At 43.7% G+C, this 15,113-nt stretch carries 14 protein-coding genes and 1 pseudogene; 7 read left to right on the top strand and 8 right to left on the bottom strand.

What is annotated here, in order from left to right:
- Positions 1-690: mandelate racemase/muconate lactonizing enzyme family protein (locus tag D6D85_RS08620; protein ID WP_272914429.1), on the bottom strand; the 690-nt coding region annotated here is incomplete at its 3' end.
- Between the two features lie 157 nt (positions 691-847).
- Between D6D85_RS08620 and D6D85_RS08615 the strand changes: the two genes are divergently transcribed.
- Both D6D85_RS08615 and D6D85_RS08610 read left to right on the top strand, forming a co-directional pair.
- The gene (locus D6D85_RS08615; RefSeq protein WP_125671654.1) at positions 848-1,102 is read left to right on the top strand and encodes a hypothetical protein; all 255 of its coding nucleotides are present in this window, start codon (positions 848-850) and stop codon (positions 1,100-1,102) included.
- A gap of 56 nt (positions 1,103-1,158) precedes the next feature.
- Complete coding sequence (locus D6D85_RS08610; RefSeq protein ID WP_125671653.1) at positions 1,159-2,058, top strand: SH3 domain-containing protein; 900 nt, start codon at positions 1,159-1,161, stop codon at positions 2,056-2,058.
- 168 nt (positions 2,059-2,226) lie between these two features.
- Here the strand turns inward: D6D85_RS08610 and D6D85_RS08605 are convergent, their stop codons facing one another.
- Positions 2,227-2,661 (bottom strand): hypothetical protein, encoded by a 435-nt coding sequence (locus tag D6D85_RS08605; protein WP_125671652.1) that lies wholly within the window; start codon positions 2,659-2,661, stop codon positions 2,227-2,229.
- 71 nt (positions 2,662-2,732) lie between these two features.
- On the opposite strand from D6D85_RS08605, the gene D6D85_RS08600 reads away from it, so the two are divergent.
- From D6D85_RS08600 to D6D85_RS08585, 4 genes are all read left to right on the top strand, one after another.
- Positions 2,733-2,954: a hypothetical protein gene (locus tag D6D85_RS08600; RefSeq protein ID WP_125671651.1), complete on the top strand. Its 222-nt coding sequence runs from the start codon at positions 2,733-2,735 to the stop codon at positions 2,952-2,954.
- Positions 2,955-3,108: 154 nt separating this feature from the next.
- Positions 3,109-4,047, top strand: coding sequence for an ornithine carbamoyltransferase (gene argF, locus D6D85_RS08595; protein ID WP_125671650.1), 939 nt, complete (start codon positions 3,109-3,111; stop codon positions 4,045-4,047).
- A 4-nt stretch (positions 4,048-4,051) separates the two neighbouring features.
- Positions 4,052-5,437 (top strand): APC family permease, encoded by a 1,386-nt coding sequence (locus tag D6D85_RS08590; RefSeq protein WP_125671649.1) that lies wholly within the window; start codon positions 4,052-4,054, stop codon positions 5,435-5,437.
- Complete coding sequence (locus D6D85_RS08585) at positions 5,434-6,633, top strand: arginine deiminase family protein (protein ID WP_161969784.1); 1,200 nt, start codon at positions 5,434-5,436, stop codon at positions 6,631-6,633. Before D6D85_RS08590 ends, D6D85_RS08585 begins: the two co-directional genes overlap by 4 nt.
- Before the next feature lie 21 nt (positions 6,634-6,654).
- On the opposite strand, the gene D6D85_RS08580 is transcribed toward D6D85_RS08585, so the two are convergent.
- From D6D85_RS08580 to D6D85_RS08560, 5 genes are all read right to left on the bottom strand, one after another.
- Entirely contained in the window at positions 6,655-8,025 is a 1,371-nt protein-coding gene (locus tag D6D85_RS08580) for an aspartate aminotransferase family protein (protein ID WP_125671647.1), read from the bottom strand.
- 80 nt (positions 8,026-8,105) lie between these two features.
- Positions 8,106-8,915 (bottom strand): hypothetical protein, encoded by an 810-nt coding sequence (locus D6D85_RS08575; RefSeq protein ID WP_125671646.1) that lies wholly within the window; start codon positions 8,913-8,915, stop codon positions 8,106-8,108.
- Between the two features lie 59 nt (positions 8,916-8,974).
- Entirely contained in the window at positions 8,975-10,174 is a 1,200-nt protein-coding gene (locus tag D6D85_RS08570; RefSeq protein ID WP_125671645.1) for a saccharopine dehydrogenase family protein, read from the bottom strand.
- 13 nt (positions 10,175-10,187) lie between these two features.
- Positions 10,188-11,120 carry a metallophosphoesterase family protein gene (locus D6D85_RS08565; RefSeq protein ID WP_161969783.1) on the bottom strand — a complete coding sequence of 311 codons (933 nt, stop codon included), beginning with the start codon at positions 11,118-11,120 and terminating at the stop codon, positions 10,188-10,190.
- A 44-nt stretch (positions 11,121-11,164) separates the two neighbouring features.
- A complete protein-coding gene (locus tag D6D85_RS08560; RefSeq protein WP_125671643.1) occupies positions 11,165-12,805 on the bottom strand; it encodes an APC family permease in 1,641 nt (546 codons plus the stop codon).
- A gap of 247 nt (positions 12,806-13,052) precedes the next feature.
- On the opposite strand from D6D85_RS08560, the gene D6D85_RS08555 reads away from it, so the two are divergent.
- Positions 13,053-14,864, top strand: coding sequence for an aldehyde ferredoxin oxidoreductase family protein (locus D6D85_RS08555; protein ID WP_125671642.1), 1,812 nt, complete (start codon positions 13,053-13,055; stop codon positions 14,862-14,864).
- Between the two features lie 49 nt (positions 14,865-14,913).
- Here the strand turns inward: D6D85_RS08555 and D6D85_RS16320 are convergent.
- Positions 14,914-15,113, bottom strand: a pseudogene (locus D6D85_RS16320) (hypothetical protein); the annotation flags it as partial.

Below are 15,113 nucleotides of genomic sequence, written 5' to 3'. Positions count from 1 at the left end.
CGCCCTCCCCTCTATGTCGTTCCACTTTACAGGCTGCTCTGCAAGCTCAACATCATACCTCTGCATCTCATTCAGCACTTTTACGGCTGTCTTTACGCTCCAACCCTGATTTGCATCAATTCTTATCCTTATGCTGTTGCCCACAGCATCCCTGACAGCTTTAACCCTTGCAAGATCCTCCTCTGGACTAGTGCCGACCTTCAGCTTCAGTACCCTGAAACCCCTGCTCACAAGTTCAACAGCATCTTTTGCCATCTCCTCAGGCTTTTTTATACCTATTGTGAAGTCCGTTTCTATTTTCTCCCTATAACCGCCAAGCATTCTCCACAGGGGAATTTTCCTCCTCTTTCCAATAAGGTCAATGACTGCCATCTCAAGAGCCAACTTTGCTGCGGTATTTCCCAAGATAGCTTTATCCATTCTTTCCTCTATGAGCTCCAATCTTTCAGGATCCTCCCCTATCAAAATAGGAGCTATATCTTTTATAGCTGCTTCTATAGTGTGCTCACTCTCCCCAAGTATTTTTCTAGAGGGAGATGTCTCCCCCAAACCAACATTTCCCTCGTCATCGTAGACCTTTGCTATCACATCAACGCTGTAAGTTGAGGTTCCGAGAGAGATTGTGAAGGGCTGCCTATACAAGAGCTTTGCCTCGTAGATCTCAACTCTCTCTATCAATAGATCACCCATCTCTTTGAGCCCTTCTCCTTAAAAATCTGCTCTGGCAAGTTATTTTATCAGAGATATTCTACAAAATTTTAATCTACTTTATTTAATAAACTATGTAGAATTTTATTTTTATATTAATAGCATTAGCAATTATATCCGGAGAATGAATAAATTAGGTATGATAAGAGCTGGGGATGCAAGAAGCTCCCCCGATTTCTGGATTAGGGATGTTGACATCATTCTGATGTCTCAAAATGATATAGAAAAATATAATACGCTTATCAGAGATAGAGTTAAAGATGTGGTAGATCTAAGAACCCTTCCAGATAAAGAAGAAGTTCTCAAATCAATGATTAGCTATGATGTTTCCGGAGTGTATTACAGAGGTAGACCGTTAAATGAGAAAATTCTTATGAAAATAAAAAAAGGATAGATGCTGATGGCTTCTCTGGAAATTTTGTCTATGGAATAACTGTTAGAAACACTGATTTGAGAAAGTTGCCAGTGGAAGTCGGGATGTTCAGGGAGATAGGAGATAAGGAATTTGATGTACTTCAGGAGACAGGTCTCGAACTCGCTGAACCCCTGATAATACTTCACAAGAGCAGGGATAGAAAGTGGTTTTTTGTCCAGACAAGGAATTATAGGGGATGGGTCAGATCTAAAGATATAGCATTGGCGGAAAGGAAGGATCTATTTGACTACATAGAAAGAAAGGAATTTTTGATGGTCACAGGAGACAGAGTTTTCACTCAACCAAATCCCTATGAAAGGGATATCTCCATGAAAGAGATGGTAATGGGAACCAGAGTCCCGGTTATTGACTCAAAAGTAGAGACAGTAGATGGCCAATCAACTAATGGGAATTTCGTAATAGAGCTTCCATGCAAGAGAAAAGGGGAGATGGACACAAAACCAGCTTTGATCTCCATGAGGGAGGATGTTTCATTGGGTTATATTCCATACACTGTAAACAACATAATAAAGCAAGCCTTTAAGTTCTTATGGCATAGATATGGTTGGGGAGATGGATTCTCCGGAATAGATTGCTCTGGGCTTGTTATGAGAGTTTTTAAGACTTTTGGAATAACTCTTCCCAGAAATACATGGCAGCAAGAGAGGTGTCCAGGAAAAACAGTGGAAATAAAAGGGGAGGAATCTCTAAAGACTGTCCTTCCAGGATCTGCTCTATACATGCCAGGACATGTTGCAATATACCTAGGCGAAGCAGATTCGAGAAACTACATAATACATGCATTTCACGGCTATTTCGATGGTCTTAGATTCATCAAGGTGAACGAGGTAGCTGTTACAACTGTAGACCTAATGAGATCGGATGGCAAAAGATTTGTGGACTGCTTTACCAAAGCAATTGCATTTACCTTTTGAATCTGATAAATTATTTTGCCTCTTGTACAATCCTTGGGCTACTTTTCCTGAGAGGCTGAAATGCTATCTAGTTTCATGTATTAATGTACTTCAATTGAAATTTCATCTTTTTAGTAGTTACAAGTTCAGAGGCCAATTTTCAGCTTCAAAATCCAATTTTTCACCAAGTTAATCCTTTTTAAAGACCCAAATCTCCCTCACATGCCCTTTATCTACATCTATCTCAAGCTCTCTGAGCTCAGCCTCAATCCCTGCTTCTCTTAGGGCAGCAAACATGATATTTGTCATTATGTGGGAAGGGGCCATTCCTGATCTGACAAGCGTATCGGATGATCTGAGGACAGAGACTCCATACATATCAAGTTGAAGTCCCTCATCTGTCTCCTTAATCTCTATTCTTTCCATATAACCTGATCTCTCGAGATATCTAGCTATGTTTTTCAATGTGGTGATGGGGTTTTCCCCGATTACATTGCTTTTTATCAGGGAGAACATGATCTTTCCTGCCTCTTTGAATATCTCTTCTGCCCTTTCCTTCCCGCATATTCTGTTAATAGCCGTACACAGCGCCAAATTCACTAAGTCGAAGAAGCTGGGATCCATAGTAAGAAAGGAAGTTACAGGGATAAAAATGTTGTGGATAACTTAATTAGTTGATGGTGCTCTAATTTCGTATGGGGCTAAGCGATGACGAGGTGAACAAGATCATAGAGGCAGTAAGAAATCAGCTTATGAAGAAGCCTGAAAAGAAGGTTAAGCTTGGAGACATGGAAGTTGATTATAAGACGATTGCAGAAGCTCTTTCAATGGCCGACATGAATCTGAAAAGGGAAATTGTGGAGGAGATGATGAATCTGATGTTCAGCACTAAAAAAGAGGATAGTGTTGAGCAATAATTTAAAATAATATTAAACAACTAAAATTTTTAACAGGCATAAGAATATATCCACCAGAGGCATATTAAGTATATCTTCCATATCACTGTCCTATTTGTTGTCTCTTCTCCAAAAATTTTTAAGCAAATCCATCATAAAATAGGGGGTGCAGGGTATGGCTAGAGCGCTTTCTTCCAAGGATATCCTGACATGCCAAGATCTTTCCAGACAGGATATAAGACTGATTTTTGATACTACAAGGGAGCTAAAGCATGCCTTCTACAGGGGAGATATGCCTAGGCTACTTGATAGGAAAACTCTGGGAATGATATTTGAGGAGCCATCTACTAGGACTAGGGTATCTTTTGAGGTGGCCATGGTCCAGCTGGGAGGACATGCCCTTTATCTCAGACCAGGGGAGATTCATCTAGGTGTAAGGGAGACCATAGCTGATACGGCAAGAGTTCTCAGCAGATATGTCGATGCAATAATGGCAAGGCTTCTAAAACATGAGACCCTAGAGGAACTGGCCAGATACTCAAGAGTTCCTGTGATAAATGGGCTGACTGATTGGTTCCATCCAGTTCAGGCATTGACAGATGTTTACACGATGGAGGAAAAGTTTGGTGATTTAAAGAAGATAAAGGTGAGCTTTTTCGGGGATGCCACCAATGTTGCTAACTCCCTTTTAGTCCTCTGCTCCAGGCTTGGAATGAACTTCACATTCTGCGGGCCTAAGAAGTACTGGCCAAAGGAGAGGGTGATGAAGATGGTGGAGGAGAATATATCTGAGACTGGTGCGAACATAAACCTCACTGAGGATATAGATGAGGCTATAAAGGGCGCCAATGTGGTTTACACAGATCTCTGGTGGTGGGTTGGGCAGGAGCATGAAGCGGAGGAGAGAAAAAGGGCGTTTGCCCTGTATCAAGTAAACTCTGCTCTGATGAAGAAAGCTGATAAAAATGCGGTGTTCATGCACTGTCTCCCTGCAGCTAGGGGAATGGAGGTGACAGACGATGTGATAGATGGACCTTGGAGCATCGTCTGGGATCAGGCGGAGAACAGGCTTCATGTGGAGAAGGCCATACTTGCCCTGTTGATTGGGAGGTAGATGAATGTCCGCTGGAAGGTTCAAGAGGGTTTTGAAGTATTGGGATTTGTTTCTTTTTAATGTATGTGCAATTATAGTGCTCGATACAGTGGCATCCTCAGCAGCAATAGGAATGCAGACCTTCTTCTGGTGGTTTATATCTCTTTTCCTGTTCTTCATACCATATGGGCTGATAACAGCGGAGCTTGGCTCTGCATGGCCGAGCGAGGGAGGTATTTATGTCTGGGTCAAAGAGGCCTTTGGCGAAAAGCTGGCTGTGATGACATCATGGCTCTACTGGGTGAATGTGGCTCTCTGGATGCCTTCTGTATATGTTCTATTCAGCGGCACACTTTCCAAAGTATTTGCACCAGATCTGGATATATGGAGCCAGACGATAATAGCAATAGTGATGATATGGATCACTGTGGCTGCTGGCATATTGGAGCTGGGAAAATCAAAGTGGATACCCAATATAGGGGCTGTGGTCAAGGCATTTGTCCTAGTGAGTTTGGGGATTCTTGGAGTTTACTGGATATTCATCAGGGGTTTTGCAAATCCATTCACAGCATCCGATTTGCTTCCATCTTGGAGCACAACTCTCGCATATCTGCCTGTGATAGTGTATAACTACATGGGATTTGAGCTAGCAAGCTCTGCTGGTGAGGAGATTGTGGATCCAAAGAGGGATGTGCCCAAAGCAATAGTATTTGCTGGTGCTGCCATATTCATCCTATACGTTCTGGGAACATTTGGCCTTCTTGCAGTACTTCCTTTGGATAAACTTAGCATAGTCACTGGGATCATAGATGCTATAACAGAGGTTTCTGGCCTGCTCGGTCCATCCGGTGAGATAATGATAGTGATATTCGGAATTCTAATTTTGTATACATTCTTTACAAACATGGTCACTTGGACAATAGGAGCTAACAGAGTTGTGGCCTCCACAGCTCAGGAAGGTCTTCTGCCGAAGTCCCTCGGACACCTGCATGGCAGGTACATGACCCCTGATTATGCATACTACCTCACTGGTATAATAGGCACTGTGCTATTGCTGGGAAATGCAATACCTGCTGAGAGCATAGCAAGCATATTCTGGACTATTTTCGCTCTTTCCAGCTTGATATTCCTGATTCCATATCTATTCCTCTTCCCTGCATTCATAAAGCTGAGATACTCTAAGCCCGAGGTGCCAAGACCATACACAGTGCCTGGAGGGAGAATTATAGCTTGGATTTCGGCTGTACTTGGTGAGATTTTCATAGCTATGGCATGCCTGTTCTTCTTCAAGCCTCCGGAGGAGATAGCGGATGTTGTGCTGTATGAAGCACAGCTCATAGGAATAACAGCGCTTGTTATAGTGGTTGGTTACTTGCTCTATGTCTGGAGCAAGAGGAGGTATGGATCTTGAGGATAAAGCCCTCTCAACCGGCTGAGTGGGAGAAAGCTAGAGTGGTGCTTCTCTGTCAACCAAGCATAGAGACATTGTTCGCAATACTGGAGACTAACTCAGCGAACTTCCTCTTTCCTTTTGACCTGAGAAAGGCGGTAGAAGAACACAGGAATTTCAGGAGGAAGCTTGAGGAATTTGGGGCTAAGGTGTATGATCTCAGGGAAATGCTGATTTCAGGTTGTTTTGATAGTCCTTTGGAGGAAAATATAAAGAGGCTGAGGGAATTTGCGCTGAATAGTGTCAAATACAGTTTTGATAAAGGTATATCAGCAGAGGATAGGGAATTTCTCTTGAAGAATCTCAGGAAGACAATAGAGGTTCTCAGTCCGGATGTGCTGGCTGATATCATAATTTTAAGACCTGTGATAAACATTTCCTATAATCCGCATGCATTAGATCCAACCACGCGCTTTCTTTCAAGCTACTGTGTTGAGCCTGCGAACAACTTGTACTTCATGAGGGACGGAATGCTCACCACAAGAGAGGGCATTGTGATTGGAAACTTCACGCTGGATGTCAGGAAAATTGAAAATGATATAGTCGATCTCGCACTTAGACAGATGGGCATAGAGCCCATTTTAAGAGTAAGAGAGCCTGGACATGCTGAAGGTGGGGACTTCATGCCCGCTGGAGATTTTGTCCTTCAGGGACAGGGACTGCTGACTGATGAGAATGGGGTAAATCAGATGCTCGAACATGGAGTTTATGGAAACGTGGAAGTGGGAATAGTTATGGATCCAAATCCTGCAATGGAGGAGATGCATCTTGACACTTACTTCAACTTTCTCGGGAAAAGCATAGCTTTGCTATCGGAGGACAGGATGAAAGAGGGAAAGGAGCCGATAGTGGAGGTATACGAACCAGTTGCTGAGAGCAGGGTAAAATACATTAAAAAGTATAGGACGACCCTTAGAAAATATCTGGAGGACAAGGGGTTCGAGATATTTCCCATAAGCTTGGAGGAACAGAGAAATTTCGCACCAAACTTCCTTTTGCTGGAGGACAGGAGGTTGATAGGTGTTGCACAAGCAGGACAGGATTTTGCAGAAAGGTTGAAGAAGTGGAATATCAGAGCTGAGCTGCTTGATTTCTCAGCTCTAACCGGAGGCTATGGAGGACCCCATTGCATGAGCCAGGTGATCGTGAGAGGCTAGAAATAAAAAAGATAAAAAGGATTAGACTGCTTCCACAATAGGAAGCTCTATTTCCGTCTCCTTTATTATTCTTGCAACTTCTTTGAACTTCTCCAGAGTGATATCCACATCCTCCTTTGTGTGCTGAATGGAGACAGTCCACTGCTCATCGGGACCGAAATTGGGTATCACTCCTCTGTTCATCATGGCTATGAGGAATATCCACCACTTCCCTATATCAGCTTGCATGAAGCTCCTCCAGTCCACTACTTCTTTCTCGGAGAAGACTAGGGATCCGCTCACGCCTATATGCTGTACTGTTGCCTTTATTCCGTTATCCCTTATTATATCCTTAAATCCATTTGCAAGATCATCTCCAAGCCTGCTTGCATATGCTAGTGCTTCCTCGGTGAGGATATCCCTTAATGTCACCAATCCTGCCCTTATTGACACCGGATTTGCGTTGAACGTGCCTGCATGTGCCACAACTCCGGGGACTATGCTTTCCATTATCTCCCTCCTTCCAGCCACTACGGACAGTGGAAATCCACCTGCTATTGCTTTTCCAAGTGTAATTAAATCAGGCTTCACCCCGAAATATCCAGCAGCCCCTGAGTAAAACTTTCCACCTGTTTTTATCTCATCGAAAATTAGCAGACAGTTGTACTCATCGCATATGCTCCTGAGCCCCTCCAAGAACCCCTTCTTCGGAGGGACGAAGCCCATGTTCATAGCTATAGGCTCCAATATTATGGCAGCTACATCATTTCCATGCACCTTCATGACCCTCTCAACGCTATCCAGATTGTTGAATTGGGCCACAACAGTGTTCCTGACAGCCTCCTCAATCACACCCTGAGAACCAGGTACGGAATTGGGTGTCAGATAATGTCCTGCTTTGAATCTAGTTGGTTTCACGCTCACAAGCAGGTAGTCATGAGATCCATGATAGCATCCCTCAAATTTCAGGATCTTCTTTCTTCCTGTAAATGCCCTCGCTATTCTGAGTGCATTGAATGTTGCCTCAAGTCCGGTGGAGGAGAACTTCATCATGTCTACCTTGAACCTCTGCCTTATTATCCTAGCCAGCTCAACCATCTCATCGAACTCAAATCCATATATAGTTCCATTCTCTATCTTCTCCTTCATTGCCTCGACAAGCTTTGGGTGGCTGTGGCCTATTCCCAAAGCTCCAAATGCCATGTTAAAATCTATATACTCATTTCCGTCTACATCCCATATCCTGCTCCCCTTAGCCTTTTTCATATATATCGGGTGAGGTTCGAAGTATCTGTAGTTGCTGTTCACTCCGAATGGAACTAAATCCCTTGTTTCCTCAAATATCCTTGCCGAATTAGGAGTTCTCCTCTTGTATAACTCCACTTCAGAAGCAGGTACCTTGTCCAGTTTCATAGGGTCACCCTAGGAAAATTCTCCCAGAAAAATATAAACTTTTCTGGAAATTTCCCAAGAATTTCTGTTAATATTAGTAATCAGTGCCATTCCTCTACTTCAATGTACCACTTCTCCTTAGTTCCTATAGCTGCCCTTTTCTCCCACTTCTTTGATTTTGGAGCTTCCTCCAAGAATTTGAGCAGCTTTTCTATTCTATCCAATACCACTCTCTTGTCCTCATCAGGTATGCCGTATTCATCCACTTTTTTGGCCGCAAGCTTCAGGTTGGTGGTGACAGTGTACCAGAAGCCCCAGTCGTCAAATAAGCCCTGATATTTAAATGCCCCGAGATTTATCTTATCATTATCATCGTAACCTAGATCATGAGCTCTCAGCAGTACTATAACATCCTTTATATCCTTATCATTTATCTTTACGATCTGGAGCTTCTCCAGCAATAACTCGGCAAGAGGGATAGTTACTGGATCCATCTCAAGTCTTCCCTCGAAGTTTATAACATGGTTCATGCTGAGCCTGTCCAAGAATATCTCAACCATCGGTATTCTAGGCCCATAGTAGATCTGCCTGATCTTCCCGTAATACATCAAGAGCCTGTTATCTATCTCATAACCCCTCTTCCTCAGGAAGTTCACATATTTATCCCTCTGCTTGCCGTAGCCAGCAAGATCTATGTCCGTGAAAACCCTCTGTCCAAGTCTTCCCAGCTTGTTCCACAGAGCTTCATGCTCCTTGCTGTGCATGTAAACAGCCATCCCACCCATTACCCTTAGAGTGAGCTTTTCATCTTTAGCTGAGTTAACTATCTCCACTGCCTCCTTAACAAACTCCTCCGGCTTCGGATATTCCTCCAAGGGGATCTCACTGGGCAACCTAAATCTTCGAATCATGTAAACACCTTCTCAATTTCTCGCAGAAGACCAAAAAATAAAACGTTTCATGAAACTCTTCAGAGCTCCTCCTCAACGTATATCCTTATCCCTCTCTTCTTCAGTTCTTTGAAGAATGGCAGGGGCTCTATGACTTCTTCCGGGTTCTTAACACCTCTCTCCTTTATCTTTCCAGTGGCAATCATCTGCACTGCAATGGAGGTGGGTGTTCCCACTGTAACAGCTTGTGCGCTCAGATTCCACTTCCTGCTCCACTCTGTGTGCATGTCTACTGTTATCCTTTTCCTCTCCCCATCCTTCTTCCCCTCTGCAATCACTCTCATTATGTCGTAATCGTTTGGCGGGATGTCCTTTCCCTTGAATGTCATGTTTACAAGCTCCCGGAGGAGATCTCTGGGAACTATCTCAATGCCCTTAACTTTTATTGGATCGTCTCTGGAGAGTCCTAGATCTGTGATAAGCTTGTACTTCATGTAGAGATCTCTTGGATATGATAATTTGTAATCCACATACCTGAGTCCCTTGGACTTGAATGTCTCCCCCAGTGTCCACACTTCAGGATGCTCTATATAGTAGAGTTCCTGAACTCCAACAGGCGGCGGAAAGTACATCACCTCCCTATCCTCCTCCCTGACCGGCTGTATGAGTTTTATTTTTCCGTCCTCCCATATCTCAACTGGGTGCATGTACTCATCCAGTATGCAATCTAGGGAGTATGGCACAGGCAGGGGAATTCTAAGGGATTCATAGTCATTGAAATCCACCCATCCCTCCCTTAAGAATAGCCTCTCAACTTCATCTAATCTTTCTATGGCATATCTAGCTGCAACATTTATCATGCCGGGGCATCCTCCAAGTCCTGGAATTGCAAGCAAACCAGCTTCCTTGTATCTATCATTGAATTCAAACTGCTTTTTCAGTATAGGCACCTCTGACCCGAGGTCCGTGTAGTGGACTCCTGCCTTCAAAGCAGCCTCCATCACCTGAGGAATGTAGTAATATATTATTCCATTAACGACAATATCTGCTCCCTTGAGAAGCTCCGCAGTCTCCTCCACATTTCTGACATCCACCTTGGCGTGCTCAAGTTTCTTCCTTCTTGTGAACTTTCTCGCTCCTTCAACCACTGCTTTTGCCTTCTCCTCATTTATATCAGCCACTAATATATCATCCACAAATGGACTTACGTCATCATCCGCAAGATCATAAACAATAGCTGGAGCCACCACACCTGCTCCTAGGACGACAACTCTAGTCATGTAATCACCCAAACTAACCCGAGACAAAGGAGTATCCCTTAACTCTGTCCTTTTCCAGATCTATCAGCACTCCCTTCAGTATTCCCTCCCCGTACTCGCTTCCAGGATTGAAGCATACAGTTCTTCCTATGTTACACACTCCTTTTGACTCGTGGATATGACCATGAAGACCCATTAGAGGCTGATACTTTTCTATGGCTTTCCTGACAGCTTTGCTTCCTACCGGTATCATCTCACTAACTGAGGGTGTCAAATCTCTTGAGAGCTTTGGCGCCAGATCAAGCCCGGAGTCATATGGCGGAACATGGAAGTTGAATATAGCCCTCTCCATATCCTTTATGTCTTTTACAAGACTTTCAATTATCTCCTCCAGCTTTTCCTCTGGAACCTCCCTTGGCGTGTTCCAAGGAGTTGGATTGCTGTGTGGAACTGTTATCATCTCGTGATATTCGTCTATATACACTTTTTTCATCCCAGCATTTATGACAAAATCACTGCTATTCAGCACATCCTCTATCTCCCAGGGATCGTCATTCCCTGCTGATATGAACAGCTTTATATTTTTGTCCCTGAGCCTCTCCTCTGCCAACTTTATCCAGCTCTCCAGCCTTTTCTTTATGTTTTCAACGAAAATCCTGTCCTTAAGCTCCGGATTACTCTCTATTTTATCAAGCTCCTCTTTGCTCACACATATAGGATAATAGCCAGCTATGGATATTCTCTTCTTCATGTCCTCCAGATCCTTTTCCTTGAACTTGTAGGTTCCACCGAAGAACGTGCTGATGTAAGTTCCATCAGGATTTTTCACTATGGGAACAAGGAGCTTTCCGGATAGATCTCCCAACAGTATTCCCACATCCGCTTTATATATTGGAAGTGCATTTATGAACTTTCTAAATACATATTCAGATCCATGTACATCTGTAACAAACAATATTCTGGTCATTTTTATCACCTCCTTATCCTTCGTTAAAAAATAAAGGGAAGGGGTTATTCGGGAGGCAGCTCCTTCCAAGCTAGATCGATATCTATACCTTCCTTCTTGTTCTTCCATCTCCAGAAAGCCCACCACAGCATTCCACCGGTCCATACAAATAGAAATGCTATGAGTCCTTCTGGTGTGATTCCTTCTAGCTCTGGGGTTGTGTAGTAGAAGTACTCTATGATGGCCACATTTATGAGATCAACTATTGCTGTTATTGTTATTATGGGGATAGGCCCTATCCTCCAGTTTCTGTACGGAGAAGTCTCCCACACAGACTTAACTTTTCTCACAAAGGGGAATATCATGGCACCTATTGCTGTAACTCCCCACAGCGAAATTCCCTCTGTTGCTGGGCAGTCAAGGGAGGATATGGGTCCAGCTCCTCCGAAGCAGTATAAAGCAATTCCCAATTCTGATACTATGAAGAAGAATGTCAGGTTCTTAACTGGCGACGCCCATTTTGGACTGACTTCCGAGAACCATTTTGGACCCATTCTGTCCATTCCCCATGCAACTGCAATCCTGCTAGCTGCGACATAGCCAAGCGGAATATACATATAATCACAAATTATAAAGCTAAGGGCTGCTATTACAGCTAAGATAGCTCCTAGCGTGGTGGATGTATCCAGAAAGACCCTCGTTATTCCAACATAGTTTGCTGGGAAGGGCATATTATATCCATCCAGTCCAACGTTATCGGCTACTGATAATGCATACATGAAGTCATTGCCGATTATATTAGGAACAAGTATAGCAAATATCAGTACGAATATAGCGGGGGCAACTACAGAACTTATCTGGGCTATTATTATGTTTCTCTGGGGTCTTTTTATCTCTCCAGCCATTACATTTAGATCCAAGCCATATCGGGCCCACCAAGCATTAACTACAACAAGACCAAGCGTTCCAGCTATCATTGATGCGCTCGGGGCAAAAACTCTTGGATCCACTTCCATTGCAGCTTTTATCATGCTATCATAATCTAGAGATCCATACTGGGCTGCTAGCGCATTCCATGCTTGGACGAATTCCTCATGTGTATGAGTGCCTAGTATTATCCCGACAACAGCTAAGCATATTATCGAGAGGATCATCATGGTTCTCTGGTGCCAGAGATAGAATCTTAAACCATAAAATGTGAATAAATAGCCTAGAAGATTGATTATAGATGCCACTATGAACATCCCCATTGGAGACGCGCACCACTCAGCTGCTTCTGGCATGTCAAGCATTCCAAAGAGAGTTGTAAGACCAGGATCTGCCACCCACGGAGCTAGTATTATGCCCCAAAGCCACCAGACGAAGTACTCAGCAAAGCTGACAGCCATGCCGATGGCTGGATGTAATATCCTTGTGTTATAGATGTAGCTACCTCCACTTCTTGGCATTGATGCTCCCAGAATTCCCCACGTCAATGCTGCGCCGAATATTCCTAATGCTGTGGCTATCCATATAGAGTTTAGTATGTGGCCCGATGGGAACAGCCATATGCCCCAACTTAACAGGGTCCATATAGCGACCGCAGGTCCTTGGTTAAGGAATCCGAAGGAGAATGCATCTATTAGGCTTGCCTCCCTTACCAGACCACTGGCCCTCCTTGCGAATACCTCTTTTGGCACGATTCCCTCGGAACTGGTATCCGACATGAGGTATCCCCCTGCATTCCTCAGGGGTTTACTTAAAAAGTTATCGTCATAATAACAACTATCAGACCTGAATTTAGGTTTATGGTCATTTTTTTAGTTTATATCTGGATTTTGTCCAAGAAACAACCCATATTCAAGGATATTAATTAATTATTTATTATGCAGTGAATTTTGATATTTTTATCTAATGATGGTACTCTATGAGTAAGATTTAAATAATATCCCCTCATATTTGGAAAGATCTTCTATGGTTGGGCCATATTCTGGATATCTTCTAAGAATCGATCTCTCAACAAGTAGGATAAGAAGGGAGGAGATACCGAAAAGATGGCTTGATCTATATGTAGGAGGCAGGGGACTTGGCTTAAAATACCTTTATGAGGAGGTTCCAAAGGGAACAGATCCTCTAGGACCAGAAAATAAGATCTTCATAATGACAGGTCCTCTCACCGGATCCCTCGGCCCTCTCACAGGCAGGTGTTGTATGGTGACAAAGTCCCCGAAGACGGGAACTGTCAATGATGGATATGCAGGGGGTCACATAGGACCTGAGCTGAAGTACTGCGGTTATGATGGGCTGGTGATAGAGGGAAGATCTGAAAAGCCAGTTTACATAAGGATAATGGATAAGGAAGCCGAGATAAGGGATGCTTCTCACCTCTGGGGAAAACGTGTGTATGAGACATCGGAGGAGATGAAGAAGGAAATAGGAAGGCATGCAAGCACAGCTGTAATAGGACCAGCTGGGGAGAACCTATCACTTATATCATGCGTGGCTGTGGATTCACATTTTGTCTTCGGAAGAGGAGGAACAGGAGCTGTTTTTGGATCAAAAAAGCTAAAAGGAATTGTTATTTCAGCTTCTGAGAGGAAAATGGAGCTACCTGAGAGATTTAATGATGCTGTGAAAAAAGTTCTGAAGGAGAGCGTGATGACAGAGGCAAACATGTGGGCAAAGACTGATGGAACACCCATAATAGTGGATATGTCGAATGCAGCAGGGGTTCTTCCGACCATGAACTTCAGAGAGGGATACTTTGAGGGAGCTTCGGGTATAAACACAGATGCAATAAAATCTAGGTTGTCCCGCAGGGTTGCATGCCACTCCTGTCCGATGGCATGCAAGAAGAAGATAAAGACAAGGTATGGAGAGTTAAAGGCACCGGAATACGAGACAATAGGCACGATGGGATCAAATCTGGGAATATCCAGCATAGAGGATCTAGCCAAGTTGGGAGCTCTTGCAGATGATCTGGGATTTGACACAATATCTCTTGGAGTTACGCTCAGCTTTGCGACAGAACTGACCGAGAGAGGAATTGTAAAAACGGATCTTAGCTGGGAGGATGCGGAAAGCTATGCCAAGATGATAGAGGATATGGCATTTAGAAGAGGTTTCGGTGCAAAGCTAGCAGATGGGGTGAGGAAAGCTGTTGAAAGGATAGGAAGCGAGACCAGCAGATATGCCCTGCATATAAAGGGATCTGAAATACCGGCATACGATCCAAGAGGGAGCTTCGGCATGGCCCTTGCTTATGCCACTGCGGATAGAGGAGCCTGCCATCTTAGGGCTTGGACAATAGCTGATGAAGCCTTTGGAAAGATGAATCCCTACACTCTTGATGGGAAAGCTGAGCTAACAAAAGAACTTCAGGACAAGAACAGCATAAAATGGAGTCTGATAATATGTGATTTCTGGCTTGCAAGCTATGAAGATATGGCTATTTTGCTGGGAGCAGCCCTTGATAAAGAGATAAGCGTGGAATACCTCAGAAAGTGCGGGGAGAGGATATGGAACTTATCCAGACTGTTTAATGTGAGAGAGGGATTCTCAAGGAAGGATGATTACCCGCCTGAGAGGTTCTTAAAGGAATCCCACACGAAGGGTGCCTCTGCTGGCAAGGTGATAAATATAGAAGAGTATGAGAAAGCTCTGGATGAGTACTACAGGATAAGGGGATGGGACAGGAATGGAATACCAACCAAGGCAAAGCTGATGGAATTAGATCTCTTGGAGGAGGCAGAGAAAGCGGAGAGGGAGGGGGTATCCCTTCCCTGAAAAACTAGTATGTTATTTTCTCTCTTTTTAAGAAGGACTATCTATCACTCTAAAGGAGATAAAATGGTTTCGTTCCAAGCCATTCAACGATTTTCTCCTTGGCTTCCAGTAACTCCTTCTCTTCATGGAGAAATATGGGCATCAGACCAAATCTTTTCGCTGCAGCCAAAGTAGCACAATCGCCTAGGCTGATGGAGATCTTGCACTTGCAATCAGCTATCTGTTGCCAGATATCATAAATTTCTATTA

The sequence above is a fragment of the Candidatus Methanodesulfokora washburnensis genome (assembly GCF_003947435.1).
Taxonomy (GTDB): domain Archaea; phylum Korarchaeota; class Korarchaeia; order Korarchaeales; family Korarchaeaceae; genus Methanodesulfokora; species Methanodesulfokora washburnensis.
The sequence above is the reverse complement of the archived record's forward strand: the minus strand, read 5'-3'. Positions and strand labels throughout refer to the sequence as shown.